General features: G+C 64.0%; 16 protein-coding genes. 5 read left to right on the forward strand and 11 right to left on the reverse strand.

The genetic code is table 11. The features are described from left to right. Positions 1 to 85: 85 nt before the first annotated feature. The 5 genes from pgsA to LQ144_RS07955 form a co-directional block, all read right to left on the reverse strand. Positions 86 to 706 carry a phosphatidylinositol phosphate synthase gene (gene pgsA, locus LQ144_RS07935; protein WP_230118033.1) on the reverse strand — a complete coding sequence of 207 codons (621 nt, stop codon included), beginning with the start codon at positions 704 to 706 and terminating at the stop codon, positions 86 to 88. Continuing rightward, complete coding sequence (locus LQ144_RS07940; protein WP_230118034.1) at positions 696 to 1,283, reverse strand: HIT domain-containing protein; 588 nt, start codon at positions 1,281 to 1,283, stop codon at positions 696 to 698. The genes pgsA and LQ144_RS07940 overlap by 11 nt, the downstream gene beginning before the upstream one ends. Before the next feature lie 21 nt (positions 1,284 to 1,304). Next, positions 1,305 to 3,314 carry a threonine--tRNA ligase gene (gene thrS / locus LQ144_RS07945; RefSeq protein ID WP_230118035.1) on the reverse strand — a complete coding sequence of 670 codons (2,010 nt, stop codon included), beginning with the start codon at positions 3,312 to 3,314 and terminating at the stop codon, positions 1,305 to 1,307. A gap of 130 nt (positions 3,315 to 3,444) precedes the next feature. Next, on the reverse strand, positions 3,445 to 7,002 hold the full coding sequence (gene dnaE / locus LQ144_RS07950; protein ID WP_230118036.1) for a DNA polymerase III subunit alpha: 3,558 nt from the start codon (positions 7,000 to 7,002) through the stop codon (positions 3,445 to 3,447). Then, positions 6,999 to 7,343, reverse strand: a complete 345-nt coding sequence (locus LQ144_RS07955; RefSeq protein WP_230118037.1) for a DUF6504 family protein — start codon at positions 7,341 to 7,343, stop codon at positions 6,999 to 7,001. Before LQ144_RS07955 ends, dnaE begins: the two co-directional genes overlap by 4 nt. A 143-nt stretch (positions 7,344 to 7,486) precedes the next feature. Between LQ144_RS07955 and LQ144_RS07960 the strand changes: the two genes are divergently transcribed. Next, positions 7,487 to 7,873, forward strand: coding sequence for a hypothetical protein (locus LQ144_RS07960; protein WP_230118038.1), 387 nt, complete (start codon positions 7,487 to 7,489; stop codon positions 7,871 to 7,873). A gap of 15 nt (positions 7,874 to 7,888) precedes the next feature. Here LQ144_RS07960 and LQ144_RS07965 read toward each other — a convergent pair whose 3' ends face one another. Beyond that, positions 7,889 to 8,215: a chorismate mutase gene (locus LQ144_RS07965; protein WP_230118039.1), complete on the reverse strand. Its 327-nt coding sequence runs from the start codon at positions 8,213 to 8,215 to the stop codon at positions 7,889 to 7,891. Between the two features lie 14 nt (positions 8,216 to 8,229). Here LQ144_RS07965 and LQ144_RS07970 point away from each other — a divergent pair, with 14 nt between their 5' ends. Further along, complete coding sequence (locus tag LQ144_RS07970) at positions 8,230 to 8,661, forward strand: VOC family protein (RefSeq protein ID WP_230118040.1); 432 nt, start codon at positions 8,230 to 8,232, stop codon at positions 8,659 to 8,661. Positions 8,662 to 8,685: 24 nt separating this feature from the next. Here the strand turns inward: LQ144_RS07970 and LQ144_RS07975 are convergent, their stop codons facing one another. Beyond that, the gene (locus LQ144_RS07975; RefSeq protein ID WP_290369730.1) at positions 8,686 to 9,435 is read right to left on the reverse strand and encodes an SOS response-associated peptidase; all 750 of its coding nucleotides are present in this window, start codon (positions 9,433 to 9,435) and stop codon (positions 8,686 to 8,688) included. A 106-nt stretch (positions 9,436 to 9,541) separates the two neighbouring features. On the opposite strand from LQ144_RS07975, the gene LQ144_RS07980 reads away from it, so the two are divergent. Next, a complete protein-coding gene (locus LQ144_RS07980) occupies positions 9,542 to 9,799 on the forward strand; it encodes a mycoredoxin (RefSeq protein WP_078028863.1) in 258 nt (85 codons plus the stop codon). Between the two features lie 46 nt (positions 9,800 to 9,845). Here LQ144_RS07980 and LQ144_RS07985 read toward each other — a convergent pair whose 3' ends face one another. Next, positions 9,846 to 10,727, reverse strand: a complete 882-nt coding sequence (locus tag LQ144_RS07985; protein ID WP_230118041.1) for a LysR family transcriptional regulator ArgP — start codon at positions 10,725 to 10,727, stop codon at positions 9,846 to 9,848. 72 nt (positions 10,728 to 10,799) lie between these two features. Between LQ144_RS07985 and LQ144_RS07990 the strand changes: the two genes are divergently transcribed. Then, a complete protein-coding gene (locus tag LQ144_RS07990; RefSeq protein WP_230118042.1) occupies positions 10,800 to 11,420 on the forward strand; it encodes a LysE/ArgO family amino acid transporter in 621 nt (206 codons plus the stop codon). A gap of 10 nt (positions 11,421 to 11,430) precedes the next feature. Here LQ144_RS07990 and LQ144_RS07995 read toward each other — a convergent pair whose 3' ends face one another. Then, a complete protein-coding gene (locus tag LQ144_RS07995) occupies positions 11,431 to 12,279 on the reverse strand; it encodes a LysM peptidoglycan-binding domain-containing protein (protein ID WP_230118043.1) in 849 nt (282 codons plus the stop codon). Positions 12,280 to 12,567: 288 nt separating this feature from the next. After that, complete coding sequence (locus tag LQ144_RS08000; protein WP_230118044.1) at positions 12,568 to 13,317, reverse strand: lipoate--protein ligase family protein; 750 nt, start codon at positions 13,315 to 13,317, stop codon at positions 12,568 to 12,570. A 16-nt stretch (positions 13,318 to 13,333) separates the two neighbouring features. Here LQ144_RS08000 and LQ144_RS08005 point away from each other — a divergent pair, with 16 nt between their 5' ends. Continuing rightward, on the forward strand, positions 13,334 to 13,717 hold the full coding sequence (locus LQ144_RS08005; protein ID WP_230118045.1) for a DUF2177 family protein: 384 nt from the start codon (positions 13,334 to 13,336) through the stop codon (positions 13,715 to 13,717). A gap of 28 nt (positions 13,718 to 13,745) precedes the next feature. Here LQ144_RS08005 and LQ144_RS08010 read toward each other — a convergent pair whose 3' ends face one another. After that, positions 13,746 to 14,549 carry a thioesterase family protein gene (locus tag LQ144_RS08010; protein ID WP_230118046.1) on the reverse strand — a complete coding sequence of 268 codons (804 nt, stop codon included), beginning with the start codon at positions 14,547 to 14,549 and terminating at the stop codon, positions 13,746 to 13,748. Positions 14,550 to 14,574 lie beyond the last annotated feature (25 nt).

Below are 14,574 nucleotides of genomic sequence, written 5' to 3' on the forward strand. Positions count from 1 at the left end.
AATGCCGTAATTCGCACACACCGGATTACCGGATCCATTGACCAGGCAGTCCTAATACTAGTCCCACCGCGGCAGCCCGGCTTAATCAGGATGGCCGGGTGTCTTCGCAGGCCTGGCGCCGGACTGCCAGCACACGCTGGACCACCGTGGCGAGGCTCGCCACGCCCAGCAGAACGAGGGTCACGAACAGCACGATGCTCGGCAGCCCCAGGCCGGTGAATCCGGTGACGACAAGCACGGAGACCAGCCGCTCGGCTCGTTCGGCGATGCCCACGTTCGCCTGGAACCCGAGAGATTCCGCCTTGGCCCTGACGTAGGACACCACCATGCCCAGGACAAGGCAGACGACGGCGGCCACGGCTATCGCCGTCTCCCCGCCGCCGGTGAAAAACCATATGGTGAGGCCGGCAAAGAGCGCCCCGTCGGCCACGCGGTCCAGCGTCGAGTCGAGGAAATTCCCCCAAGGGCCACCCCGGTCCTGCATCCGCGCCATGATGCCGTCGATGACATCGGAGAAGATGAAGGCCGTGATGAAGATCGTCCCCCACCAGAGCTGCCCCAGCGGGTAGAACACTAGAGCGCCCACCACCACACCGGCCGTTCCCACGATGGTGATGGCGTCCGGCGAAACGCCAATTTTGAGCAGCCAGCGGGCAAGCGGGGAGAACAGCGCGGTGAAGAAACCGCGGGCATGCCTATTCAGCATGCGTCTCCCCTGGCCAGGCCTCGGCAACCTGCTGGCGGACTTCATCGAGCGTCTGGGTGATGGCCTTGGTCTGGGCAATGATCGGGAAGAAGTTCCCGTCCCCGCCCCAGCGCGGAACGATGTGCTGGTGCAGGTGCCCGGCGATGCCTGCGCCGCCCACTACCCCCTGGTTCATGCCCAGGTTGAAGCCGCCGGGGTTCGCCACCTTCCGCAGCACGCGCATGGCGGTCTGGGTGAGGTCGGCGAATTCGGCGGTCTCCTCAACGGTCAGGTCCGTGTAATCCGGAACGTGGCGGAAGGGGCAGACCAGCAGGTGGCCCGGGTTGTACGGGAAGAGGTTCAGCACCACGTAGCTGGTGCGGCCGCGGTACACGATCAGGGATTCCTCATCGGTGCGTGCCGGGGCCACACAAAAGGGGCAGTCGTCCTGGTTCTTGAACTGGTGCTGGCCACCCTTGATGTACGCCATGCGGTGCGGAGTCCACAGGCGCTGGAAGGCATCCGGAACGCCGGCGAGGCCAAAGTCGTCCGTCACCTCGGCGTCGCCCGGATAGCCTGCGCCTGTGTTCTCCTGCACTGTGTGCCTTTCCGCCGCGGGCTAGCTGGTCCGGTTGCGGACGGCGTCCACGATCCGCTGGACAGCCTCGGCCACCGGCACGCCGTTGTCCTGGCTGCCATCACGGAAACGGAAGGACACAGCGCCTGCGTCGGCGTCCTCGCCGCCGGCGATCAGGACAAACGGGATCTTGTCCTTGCTGGCTGTACGGATCTTCTTGGGGAAGCGGTCGGAGGAGATATCGACCTCGGCTCGGATGCCGGCGGCTTTCAGCTGGTCCACGACGTCGAACATGTAGTCGTTGAAGGTCTCGGCGACGGGAATGCCCACCACCTGGACCGGTGCAAGCCAGGCCGGGAAGGCTCCCGCGTAGTGCTCGGTGAGTACACCCATGAATCGCTCCACCGAGCCGAAGAGGGCACGGTGGATCATGACTGGGCGCTGCCGGGTGCCGTCGGCGGCCTGGAACTCAAGCTCGAAGCGTTCCGGAAGGTTGAAGTCCAGCTGGATGGTGGACATCTGCCAGGTTCGGCCAAGCGCGTCCTTCGCCTGAACGGAAATCTTGGGACCGTAGAACGCGGCTCCGCCCGGGTCCGGAACCAGGTCCAGGCCCGAGGCTTCGGCGACTTCAGCCAGGGTGCGGGTGGCCTCTTCCCACGCGGCGTCCTCGCCGACGAACTTGTCTTCGTTCTTGGTGGAGAGTTCCAGGTAGAAGTCGTCCAGGCCATAGTCCTTGAGCAGACCGAGGACAAAGTTCAGCGTGGTGGTGAGCTCGTCCTTCATCTGCTCACGGGTGCAGTAGATGTGGGCGTCATCCTGTGTCATGCCCCGCACGCGGGTCAGGCCGTGGACCACGCCGGACTTCTCGTAGCGGTAGACAGAACCGAATTCGAAGAGGCGCAGCGGCAGTTCGCGGTAGGACCGTCCGCGGGAACGGAAGATGAGGTTGTGCATGGGGCAGTTCATCGGCTTGAGGTAGTAGTCCTGGCCGGGCTTGCGCACGGTGCCGTCCTCGTTCAGTTCCGCATCGATGTGCATCGCGGGGAACATGCCTTCCTTGTACCAGTCGAGGTGGCCTGAGACCTCGTAAAGGTGCCCCTTGGTGATATGCGGGGTGTACACGAAGTCGTAGCCGGCGTCCACGTGGCGCTGGCGGGAGTAGTCCTCCATGGCCTTGCGGATAATTCCTCCCTTGGGGTGGAAGACCGGCAGGCCGGAACCCAACTCATCGGGGAAAGAGAACAGGTCCAGTTCGGCGCCAAGCTTGCGGTGGTCGCGGCGCTCGGCCTCGGCGATGCGCTCCTGGTAGGCCTTGAGGGCGTCCTTGGTGGGCCAGGCGGTGCCGTAGATGCGCTGGAGCTGCTGGTTGTTCTGGTTGCCCAGCCAATAGGCGGCCGACGAACGGGTCAGGGCAAAGGCGTTGGAGATCAGCTTGGTGTTGGGCAGATGCGGGCCGCGGCACAGATCGCACCAGACGCTGTCGCCGCTCTTGCGGTCCACGTTGTCGTAAATGGTGATATCGCCGGCGCCGACCTCAACATTGACGCCCTCTCCGGCTTCGGCGGCGTTGTTTTTCTTGCCCAGCAGCTCGAGCTTGTAGGGCTCATCCTTCATGGCTTCGCGTGCTTCATCTTCGGACACGACGCGCCGGACGAACTTCTGGTTTTGGTTGACGATCTTGAGCATCATCTTTTCCAGAGTCTTCAGGTCTTCCGGGGTGAACGGCTCGGCGACGTCGAAGTCGAAGTAGAAACCGTCGGTGATGTAAGGGCCGATTCCGAGCTTGGCGTCGGGACGCAGCTGCTGCACGGCCTGGGCCATGACGTGGGCGGTGGAGTGGCGCAGCACGTTGAGGCCGTCCGGGGAATCGATGGTGACGCCTTCAATCTCGGCACCTTCGGGAAGCGGCTGGTCCAGGTCCCTCAGCTCGCCATCAACGCGGGCTACAACGACGTCACGGCGCTCAAAGAAGAGTTCCGCGCCGGTGGTCCCGGTAGTCACCTTCATCTCTTCGCCATCGACGATGAGGGTGATCTGCTGGGCATCTGACACGGGTGTCTCCTATTCAAAGTTAAGGCTTCGTAGCTTGTGGCATACGGGGACCACAGCCAGCCTCGTCCATGGTATCTGCAAGGACAGAGGCCAGCCAAAGCGGCGCACGGAAGGGGCGGGACCGGGCAGGTCAGCTGCCCAGCCCGGTGATGGCAAGGTTCCTGCTGATTCCGCTGAGTGGCCCGGGGAGCCGGAATTCGTCCGGAATGACGGTGCCGGGATGAGGCTCCCCGCTGTCCGGCTTATGCAGGTGGTGGGATTCCTCCCCAGGAAAGGGCGCATTCTCAGGGAAGGGCAGCGTGTCAATCCGGCTGAGATCCCAAGCCATGCTGGCACTGAGGCTGATCCCCCGCGGGCCGGTTCTGCGTGTTGTTCCGCGGACCAGCAGAAGCCGGGTTCCGAAAAGCAGAGATCCCGCCTGCTCCTGGGCCTCGTGGAAGAACACAGAGTCCACACACCCTGTGCCGTCATCGATACTGATGAACACCACCCGCCGGCCCCCGCGCATCGGCGGGGTCTGGGTGGCGATCCTTACCCCGGCCACCAGAACCTCCGTGCCGTTCCTCAACCCGAGGAGTTTGTCCGCGGTGGTGACGCCCAGCCTGTCCAGAAGAGGCCGGTGGCTCGACATCAGGTGCTCGCTGACATCAACAGCCATCAGGTCCAACTCAGCCCTGACGTTTTCGATCATGGTGGGAGGTGGGAGTTCAGCCTTGATATTCCTCAGTTCAACGTCTCCAAGGGGCAGGGCCAGTTGGCCATCAATAACGTCGATTCCTTTCCTGGGCTGCCGGTTCTGCAGGTTCTGAAGATGCTGGACAAGGTCAGCCCGGTTGGCGGCACCGCCGGATTCACGGTGCAGCGAATCGAAGGCACCCAGCTGTGCCAGTCTCTTGATACTCGGTTTACTCAGCCTTGACCGTGCCCTGAGATCAGCCAGGGAGTCATAGGGCTGCCCGGCAACGATTCGTTTCAGCTCCGCTCCTGAGAGGCCGAAGATACCGTTCAGGCTCAGCCGGATGCCAAGTTTCCCGCGGTCCGGCCCCTCTTCGATCCGCTCCACACGGTACTCAGCCAGGCTGCGGTTGATGTCCAGCGGAAGAATTGGAATCCCCAGACGGCGGGCCTCGGCGACAAGCAGGCGCTTGGGGTACATGCCGGGGTCGTGCTCCCAGAGACCGGCAAGGAACGCCTCAGGATGATGGGCTTTCAGCCAGGCTGACTGGTAGGTGGGCACGGCAAAGGCCGCACCGTGGGCCTTGCAGAACCCGAAGCTGCCGAAGGCCTTGAGGGTTCCCCAAACCTTGTCCACGACTTCCGGGGTGTAATGGTTTTCCCGCGCTTTCCGGCGGAAGAACTCCTCAACCTTCGGCTCAAGCTCCCCGTTGCCGAGGGCGCGGCGGAATTCGTCGGCCCTGGCAAGCCCGCAGCCCGTCATGACGTCAAATGTCTTGAGGATCTGCTCGTGGAATACGGTCACCCCGTGAGTTTCCTGCAGCACAGGTTTCAGGTCCGGATGCGGGTAGACCTCCGGCGCGAACCCATGCCGGTGTTCCAAAAAAGGCCGCACCATGTCCGATTTCATTGGCCCGGGACGGAACAGCGAGATATCGATGATGAGATCGTTGAATTCCCGGGGGGCCAATTTACCCACGAGTTCGCGTTGGCCCGGCGATTCGATCTGGAAACAGCCAAGAGTATGGGTGCTCCGGATTAGTTCGTATGTAGGCTCATCATCCAGCGGCACAGCGTTGAGCTCAATGCGGCCGTCCTCACTGATGTAATCGGGCCCGTTGCCGTCAGGTCCCACGGGATGGGCGCCGGCAGCCACCACTTCACCCTTTGAAGGATGGATCCGGATGATCTCCCGGACGGCGAAAGCCATGGCGCTTTGCATCCGGACTCCCAGCACATCAAGTTTGAGCATGCCCATGGGGTCCATGTCGTGCTTATCGAACTGGCTCATTGGAAGCCCCAGTCCGCTGGGCTGCACAGGGGTCCGGTCCATCAGGCCCGCATCGCCAAGGATTACCCCGCAGGGGTGCATGGAGATGTGACGGGGAAGCCTGTCCAGACGTTCGGTCAGGTCCACGAGCAGGTCCAGCTGCTGGTTTCCGGAAAAGTCCCGCTGCTCCACCCGGCCAGCAAATTCACGAAGCTCAGGTTTTTCCTCAAGCGCTTCCCTGAACTTCCGGGCAGAGAAGCGCCACAGCTGCTTGGCGATCTCCCCGACATCGCCATCATCCATTCCCAAGGCCATCCCGGCATCGCGGACGGCACCCCGCGCACGGTACCCGTTCTGCATGCTCATAAGGGTGACGCGTTGAGCGCCGAAGCGGTCAAAGATCTTCCGGTAAACATTGTGCCTCTCGGCGCTTTCGACGTCGATGTCGATGTCCGGCAGGGTGGACCTGTCTCCTGACAGAAAGCGTTCGAAGATGAGGTCATGCTGCAGCGGATCCACCTGGCTGACATCGATCAGGTAATTGACCAGACTGGACGCTCCCGACCCCCTGGCAGCGGCCCTCACCCCCATATCAATGATCATCCGCGACACTTCAGCCACGGTCAGAAAATATGAGGCAAAGCCCAAATTGGAGATGATCTTCAGCTCATGACCCAGGCGGGCGCGCATCGCAGCCTCCGCTTTGCCGGAAATCCCGGGGAACCTGCGTGCCACACCTGCCTCACACCTCAGCGCCAGCTCCGCGAGGGGATCACCCTCTATGCCGATCACTGACGCTTCCGGAACCACCGGCTGCTTCCAGCCCATGTCTGAAACGGGATCTATCCTGCAGCGGTCGGCGAGCGCCTCCGTTTGAGCGAGCAGCACTTGAAGATCCGCTGCCCCATACCCGGCGGCGTGAATAATTTCCCGACCCAGCTGCAGCATCTGCGCCGGCGATTTCAGCCAGCCCTGTCCGTTTGGCTGCAGGAGAGGGGCGGCGGAAAGTTCCGGCAGCGACTTCAAAGTCCGGGCGGAGTCAAGAACGTCGGCCGTAGCTGCCCCGTCCTCGGCACAATAGCGGACAGCATTGGTGAGTACAGCCGGAACACTGTGCTCCTCGGCAAGTCTGAGCATCCGTACTGCGTGGGCAGTACTCAGCGGCTCGCCGGGGGTGCTGAGATGGGAAACAACTTCGGCAGCGAGGCTTCCGGCTGGCATCGTGTCCAGCCAGCCCTTGAACAGGGTGCGCGGCCGGAGGTACCGCCGTCCTCCCATGGCACGTCCGACGTCGGAATCCGGACCAATCAGCACGGTGAGGACCGGCTTCAGGGTTTCCGGGTCAAGGATCCTTGATGCCAGTTCCGCCCGGGTTACGGCAACTGGGACGACTCCCCCCGCTTTACCAGTGGTGCGGGCGTGCGCATCCGAAATCAGCCGGCAGAGCGCCTTGTATCCTGCTCCGTTGTTATTGCCGTGCGCAAGCACCACGACGCGGCCGGCAAGCTGGGTGCGGAGGTCGCCGTCGTCGTCGAAAACGGCGAGGTCCACCCCGACGACTGGGTCGAGTCCGGCACCCATGCACGCCTTGAGGTGCTTGATGGTGCCGTACAGTCCGTCCCTGTCAGTGCAGGCAAGGGCTGTTGCCCCTTCGGCTGCTGCCGACTGGGCAAGGTCATCAGGCCACGAAACCCCGTAATGGGCGCTGAAGGCGGTGGAAACGTGCAGGTGGGTGAAGCTCATGCTGTTTTATGCCGGAGTGCATCGTGGATCCGGAGAAGCCTCCACCGTCCGCTGCCGGTATGCCTTACCAGATCAAGTGTCAGGTGCTCATCAGCCGGCGGTGTCTGAGTGGCTTTGGCAGGCGTTTTCGCAGAGACCACCTGGACGCGCCAGATCTCGTGATCCACGAGCCCCGGGCCGCTGCCCAGCGGGGCCCGCTGCTCCTCAGCCCACCATTGGCGGCGTTCATACCAACGCACCGGTTCAGCGCCTACCGTGTACGTCCTGCCGCCCCATTGAAGCTCCACCGGCTGGCCTTCCGCCCCACAAACGACGTCTACGGACTCGCTGAACATGCCCATAGGTGCCTCCGGAAGCCAAACTGAATGTGCGGTAAATAAGGGTTATTAGAATATGTATTCGAATAACACCAGTCTACGCCGGGGCTCCGACAAAACCTAGATGAGGTGTGGACGGACGGCGGCTCAGGGGGCAGGATGGAGCCATGAGTTCCAATGACGCACTCCTGAAGCACGTAAGCATCGCCGCCAAAGACACCACCCTGGTGGCCAAATTCGATATTGACGGCAACATTCCAGGATCGGGCGCCTTCGTAGTGGGGCTCGTGGCTGCAACTCCGGATTACTCACATCAACGGAGGCTTGGAATTGAGTTCATGAACGGCGAGGCGGTGTCGATTTACTCGTTCAGCCATGACGGCACGGAGGAGAACTTCGACGTCAACAGCGTCGAACATTCCGGCAGCACCATTACCGGCAGTTTCCCCATGAGCACTGTGCTCGGGCTGGGCAAAGGCCACCTCATGTCGGCCTTCAGCGAGGCCGACGGCCGGGAATTCCAGTCAGGAGTGCCGGTGGACGAAGCGCTCTAGGCGCTTCGCAAAGTTCTAGCTGTTGTCCTTGTGGATTTGCAGCTCAAGCTCGATGAACTTCGAGATCATGGCCCGGTAGGTGCTTTCCACGATATCCGGGTCAATTTCCTTTTTCTCGGCCGCGGCACGGACATGTTCGATCACGTGCTCCACCCGTCCGGGGGCCCGGACTTCCGCGTCGTCGCCCTTGAGCGTTCCCGCGATCCTGATCAGTCGTTCGCGGCGCGCAATCAGCGTGACGATCTGGTCATCAACCTCGTCCACGGCGATCCGGACAGCTGCGAGCTGTTCCCTGTCAGCCTTGGCGTTCTTATCGTCTCCGTGATTTGTGAGCATGTCCATGACAGTATCGAACCATGCAGCCCCGAGTCGATTTTATTTCACTGGGAGTGCGAAGCGTCGCCGCCTCCCGCCGCTTCTATGTGGACGGCCTTGGCTGGCCCGTCCACCGCGAGTTTCCAGAGGTGGTGTTCATCCAGGTCAACCACGGCCTCATTCTCTCGCTCTGGGACGCCGGGCAGATGCAGGCCGAGGCGGCCGTCGACGCCCCGGCCGCCGTCCCGGCCGCCGTCCCCTGCATTACGCTCAGCCACAACGTGGCAAGCGCAGACGAAGTCGACCAGGTGGTGGCACAGGCGCAAGCCGCCGGAGCCACTGTGGTGGCCAGCCCCAAGACCCAGCCGTGGGGCGGCTACACGGGGTACGTCGCCGATCCGGACGGCTTCCGGTGGGAGATTGCTTTCAACCCCACCTGGACAGTTGACGACGGCGGACGTGTCACCGTCTGATGGCTGCCGGCGGAGTATGCGGCGTCAGAAGAGGGCCTCCACTGGCTCGATGAGTTCCGGCGAATTATTGCGGACGTTGCCCACGGCTTTCCCCACCGAATCCACGCGCCAGCCGGACGCGACATCCTTCACCCCGGAGCGGACCAGGTCCACCAGCCCGGCGGCATCATCAACCTGCGGGTCGAGCCAGGCGGCCATCGTTTCCCTGCTCATGGGCAGCGGGACACGGTCGTGGAGCGCCGTGAGTTCACCGAACACCGTGGCTTCAGCGCCCTCCGGCGGGGAATCCGCCGTCATGATGGACATCGAAAGCATCCACCGTGCCGGGTCGCCCGGCGGCGTGGACGGATCCTTCCACCACTCGTACAGCCCGGCAAAGACAATGCCGGTGCCCTCGGTGGGGTGGACGTAGTAGGGCTGCTTGCTGCGGCCCTCGCCCTGCTTCCATTCGTAGTAGCCGTCCGCCGGCACAGCGCAGCGCCGCGACTGCACGGCCTTGCGGAACGCCGGCTTTTCCAGCACGGTCTCACTCCGGGCGTTGATCATCTTCGGCCCGATGCGCGGGTCCTTCGCCCAGGACGGCACGAGGCCCCAGCGGGCGATGTGCAGCTGGCGGGTGGTGCCGCCATCGATCAGGCGTTCCAGGACGATGGGGGCATCGTCCGTGGGGGCAACGTTCCAGGACGGCGGGATGGCTATTTCATTTTCGAGTTCGGCGTCGAATTCTGCCAGCAGGTCCCCGACGGCCCTGGCCATCACGTAGCGTCCACACATGGCACCAGCATGCCATCGCAATACAAGCGGGGGAATACCGACGCACGGGTTACGGTTGACGGGAACGAAACTGACCGGCATAAAACCTAAACACGAGGAGAGCTCCGTGGACTTCACTCCCGAAGACGGCACCATCACCATGTTTTCCACCACCTGGTGCGGCTACTGCAACAGGCTCAAGAAGCAGCTCGATGCCCAGGGAATCGGCTATACCGAGATCAACATCGAAGAAGTCGACGGCACGGCCGAACTCGTCGAGCAGATCAACGGCGGCAACCGCACGGTTCCCACCGTCCTTTTCCCGGACGGCACCGCCGCCACGAACCCGTCGGCCGCCGAGGTCAAGAGCCGTCTCGCGGCATAAGGTCAACAGCCGCACAGGTTCAACCTGGCGCACGGGAGGGAGGCGGTCAGCGCAGTTGCGCGGCCGCCTCTTTTGCGAGTGACGTGGCGATCCGGGTGAGCGTGGTTGATTCGATGGACCACTGCTGCCAGTAGAGCGGTACGTCCAGATACCCGTTTGCATCCAACACGGTGAGGGTGCCGGCGTCAAGAAGTGGCATGGCCTGAAGGTCGGGCAGCATGCCCCAGCCGAGCCCGAGTTCAATCGCGTGCACGAAGTCCGAGGACGCGGGGACGAAGTGGCGGGGCGGGAACTTGGCACCTGAGCCCAGCCTGCGCTCAAGGTAGCGGTCCTGGAGGGCATCCTTGCGGTCGAAAACCACCACCGGCGCCGAGGACAGGGCCTCGTCGGTAAACCCCTCGGGCAGCCACTGTTCCGCAAACGGGACGCTGGCCACAGGGCGGTAGCGCATGACGCCCAGCGGGCGGGCAGTGCATCCCTGCACCGGCTCCGGATTGGAAGTGATGGCCGCCATCGAGGTTCCTTCGCGGAGGCGGTCGATGGAGTGGTCCTGATCGTCGATGGTGATCTCAAAACTTGCCCGTTCAACTCGCGCCAGGGCCGGGAGAACCCACGTAGCCAGCGAATCGGCGTTGATGACCAGCGGAATGCGCGGGCGCGCCCCGGCACCCTCCAGCCCCAGTTCATCCATGGCCTCACTTTCGAGGAGAGCCACCTGGCGGGCCAGCCGAACCACAACGCTTCCGGACTTCGTGGGCCGGACCGGCTTGGTGCGGAGCAGCAGGACGCGTCCGGTCTGCTGCTCCAGTGCCTTGATCCTCTGGCTGACGGCAGACGACGTCACATGCAGCGCCGCGGCGGCACGGTCGAAGGTGCCGTGGTCGATCACCGCCGCGAGCGTTCTGAGCTGTTCGGTTGTCGCATCCATCCTGAATTTTCCTTAATAGAGTTAAGAAAGTTTAGCTGTACTCATGATTCCGTGGCACCTAGAGTCAGGCAGGTGGAAATCCCTGACACTCTCGCTGCCCTTGCCACCGGCTTTGGAGCCGGCCTGTCCCTCATCGTCGCCATTGGCGCGCAAAACGCCTTCGTCCTGCGCCAGGGACTGCGCCGCGAGCACATGGTCCCCATCGTGGCTGTCTGCATCGCAAGCGACGCGGTCCTGATTGCTGCGGGCGTGGCCGGCGTGGGCGCGCTGATCCAGGCCGCACCGCTGGCACTGGCCATTGTCCGCTGGGCCGGAGCCGCCTTTCTTCTCGCCTATGCTTTTTTCGCGGCCAGGCGCGCCCTGAAGCCTGGCGTCATGACGGCCGCCGCCCCATCCGCACGCAGCACGCTGGCAGCAACGGTGAGTACCGCCGTCGCCCTGACATGGTTGAACCCGCACGTGTATCTGGACACCGTGGTGCTTCTGGGCTCCCTGGCTTCCGACCGGGGCCCCGATGGCCGCTGGCCGTTTGCCTGGGGAGCGATCGCGGGAAGCACGCTCTGGTTCAGCCTCCTGGGCTTCAGTGCGAAGTTCCTGGCCCCGGTTTTTGCCCGCCCCGGAGCCTGGCGGGTTCTCGACGGCGCCATCGCCGTCCTGATGGTGATCCTGGCCGCGTTCCTGGCCGTTCCGTAGGGTTGCCCGCTCACTTAGTGATGGGCTGGTCCAGGGTGAGGCTGATGGTCTGGCCGGGTTTAAGCTCGCCGGACGGCAGGTCAGTGAATTCAATCCAGGTCCGCGTTCCCGGCGTCAGCGGCCGATTGGCGGATTCGAGTTCATCGAGGCGCAGATTGAAGCGGAACGCGACCTGGCACTCGACGTCCCCGGCCGCCATCGTGTAGGTGACAGGCACGCCGTCGGCGCTGGCAGTAGCGGTGCCCTGCGCGCCCTCGATCTTCAAGTCTCCCGGCATTAGCCTCACCCGGGTTCCGGCGGGGATCGGCCGGTCTGCCTTCAATCCGGGGTTGTACAGCAGCAGCTGCCGGGTGGTGGAGCGGAACCGGTAGCCGAGGCTGTCAAGGGAGTCCCCGTCCACAGTGGTGTAGAAGTCGGCCCGGCCGAATGAGTTGTTGACGGTCTTTCCGGTGCCGGATCGGCTGTCCACCGGCTTCTTCTGCAGCTCGATCTGCTGACCCGGGTGAAGGAAGTATACGTTCCCCTGCTCGTGGACGAACGGGACCTTGTTTGCCTCCGCCAGCTGTTCCTCAGTGATGCCGAAGCGGTACGTGATGCCGTCCAGCGTGTCGTCGGCCGACACGATGTACGTCCTGGGGATGCCGGCGGCATCGACACTCGCGGTACCGGTGGCTGCGGCCATCGGGCCGGCAGGAGGAATCAGCCGCAGTTTCGTTCCGGGTACCAGCGGCGCCCCGGGAGTGAGCCCGTTAAAAGCGGCGATCTTGGCCTCCGAGATCCCAAACGCGGCAGCCAGGGCCGCGTGGGTGTCACCCGCCGCCGTCGTGTAGAAATCGACGTTTCCGAACGAATCGGCCACTTTGGGCCCCTTCAGTGACCTCGGAGTGGGAGCACCCGACTTCACGACAGCCGCGGACGCCTGCGTCTCAGGCGTCGCCGGGTCCGTCGCCCGCACCGCCTGAGCGCCGCACCCCGTCAGTCCGCCGGCAAGTGCGCCGGCAAGCACGACGGCGAGCGCCAGCCTTTTGGCCGGTACATCTGAGCTTCTTTTCCCTGTTTCAACCATTCCAGTCCCCCCAATCCGGCAACGCGGGAAACCCGCGTAAAGCACGCCATCGAGCATAGGCGATACACCGGCTGGCTGCCGTTAACCCTGCAGGCTGCTGAAGTCCGCGTGCGCGAGGGCTGCGTAGCCGCCATAAGTGCTGATCACGGCGTCCTCGATGGCCTGAACGTCCAGGTGCGGCACGAGGTCGTCCGCCGCGCCTGCCGTCGCCGGATCCCAGTCCAGACCAAGGGCGGCATAGCTCGCTGTAAGGACGCTGCGGATCGGCGCCGAATTCTCCACCACGATGACCGAGCTGAACAGCCACCCGCCGGACACGACGCGCTGCGCGGTTCCTACGAGCTTGACCTGATGCGAGGGAACCTCCGGATCGGTGCCGTGGACGCTGAATTCGCCCGGGCAGTACTCCCCCGGAATCTCGCCTACGGCAGCATCCACACCGGTGCTGCGGAGCGCCTGCGCCAGCATCTCGCCGAAGAACGCGAACCTGCCCTTGGCTCCGGCGATCGCATCAGTGTGGGGTTCCACATGGTCAACGATCAGGGTGCCCTCGTGGTACGCGGCGGCCCGTCCGCCGGCTTTGCGGATCAGCGGCTCGAAGCCCTGCTCGCGGCACGCCTGCGCGGCGGCTCCGAAGCCGGCGAGACGGGTGTCGCGCTGCCCGAAGGCCACCGTCGGCGCGGGGCGGTAGAGCCTGAGCGTGGGCCCGATCCGGCCCGCCTTGGCCAGGCCCAGCAGCTCGATCCCGAAGTCAAGGTCCCTGGCTGCCCCCAGCGAGTGGTGCTGGCGAACGACGGTCAGCGCCCGCGGTCCGGCCCCAGCCTGCTGCATATTGCTAAGCTCCCTTATGGTCATAGTGCAATTTCTGGTCGTAGCAAGTGCGTTCGCCGTGATCGACGCCGTATGGCTCAAGCTCATGAACCCGTTCTACCGCAGCCACATCGGCGACCTGCTGGCCGATCGGCCCAATCTAGGGTACGCCGTCGCTTTCTACCTGATTTACATCGCCGGGATCGTCTTTTTCGCGCTGCGGCCAGCGCTCGACGGCGGCGGCTGGCTGGCCGCCGTCGGCTATGGGGCGGCGCTGGGTGCGTTCGCATACGCGACGTATGACCTGACGAACGCCGCGACGCTCAAAAAGTGGCCTCTCCAGCTGATTCTCGTTGACCTGGCCTGGGGCGCCGTGCTGACCGCGCTCGCCACGCTGGCCGGCTGGCTGGTGTTCCACTAGGCCGGTTCACCGGATCCGGCGGCGGCTCCTAGCTCTTCCGCAGCGTCAGGATCTGCTCTGCGCGGCCGAACGGCCCGGCCAGGTCATGCAGCACCGTGGACGTGAGCCCGATCCCGTCGGTGCCAAAAGACACGGCGTTGTCCAGACCCAGCCATTCGCCCTCCGGCCGGCGGTACATGTGGATCTGCAGGTCCAGGTTGGGGAACGCATAGCTGTCCTTACCAGGGGGCACTCTGGCGGCAATGCCGTTAGCCGTGTCCACGAGGCCCATCAGCCGTGCCATGTCAGTGCTGTCCGCCGCGTTCGTCAGCGAGTGGTCGGTGCGCAACCAGACCTTGCCCGAGCCTGGCCGGTGACCGTCCGCTACCCTCATCTCGAGCGACCGGATGTACCCGCCGGGCCAGACGCTGGCGCCGTCGTATGGCTTGCAGTCGCCAGGGGACGGGATAGCCGTGTCCTCGAAGGCGGCGACGGCGGCGGTATCGGAAGTGACCATCCGCCACGCGGTGGCCCGGATGGCCACCCGTCCGGCCGACACCAATTCTGCCTGCAGGAGTTCGATGGTCCGGCCGGGGCGGAGCGTTGTGGTGACGATGTCGAAGCCGCCGCCGGGAATCAGGCCCAGGATCTCGTAGCTGATGCGCGCCATGCGCATGTCAGCGCGCGGCTCGTGCCGTTCCAGCCGGTCGGCGAGCAATCCCGAGGCCGGCGCCATGTGCTGTTCGTGCACGTTCCAGGCCCCCTGGGCATGGATGGTTGAGCAGAAGCGTCCCCCACCCAAGTCCTTGTAATAGAAGTCGCCCTCGGCGAGTTCCGGCAGTGCAGCAGTCAACGTCGACCCCTTCGAAGCTCTGATT

The sequence above is a fragment of the Arthrobacter sp. Bi83 genome (genome assembly GCF_918698095.1).
Taxonomy (GTDB): Bacteria; Actinomycetota; Actinomycetes; order Actinomycetales; family Micrococcaceae; genus Arthrobacter.

Excerpts from the sequence above, each read along its gene's own strand:
- pgsA (WP_230118033.1), bottom strand. The coding sequence starts at position 706 with ATGCTGAATAGGCATGCCCGCGGTTTCTTCACCGCGCTGTTCTCCCCG.
- dnaE (WP_230118036.1), bottom strand. The coding sequence starts at position 7,002 with ATGAGCTTCACCCACCTGCACGTTTCCACCGCCTTCAGCGCCCATTAC.
- LQ144_RS07955 (WP_230118037.1), bottom strand. The coding sequence starts at position 7,343 with ATGGGCATGTTCAGCGAGTCCGTAGACGTCGTTTGTGGGGCGGAAGGC.
- LQ144_RS07960 (WP_230118038.1), top strand. The coding sequence starts at position 7,487 with ATGAGTTCCAATGACGCACTCCTGAAGCACGTAAGCATCGCCGCCAAA.
- LQ144_RS07965 (WP_230118039.1), bottom strand. The coding sequence starts at position 8,215 with ATGGACATGCTCACAAATCACGGAGACGATAAGAACGCCAAGGCTGAC.
- LQ144_RS07970 (WP_230118040.1), top strand. The coding sequence starts at position 8,230 with ATGCAGCCCCGAGTCGATTTTATTTCACTGGGAGTGCGAAGCGTCGCC.
- LQ144_RS07975 (WP_290369730.1), bottom strand. The coding sequence starts at position 9,435 with ATGTGTGGACGCTACGTGATGGCCAGGGCCGTCGGGGACCTGCTGGCA.
- LQ144_RS07985 (WP_230118041.1), bottom strand. The coding sequence starts at position 10,727 with ATGGATGCGACAACCGAACAGCTCAGAACGCTCGCGGCGGTGATCGAC.
- LQ144_RS08000 (WP_230118044.1), bottom strand. The coding sequence starts at position 13,317 with ATGCAGCAGGCTGGGGCCGGACCGCGGGCGCTGACCGTCGTTCGCCAG.
- LQ144_RS08005 (WP_230118045.1), top strand. The coding sequence starts at position 13,334 with ATGGTCATAGTGCAATTTCTGGTCGTAGCAAGTGCGTTCGCCGTGATC.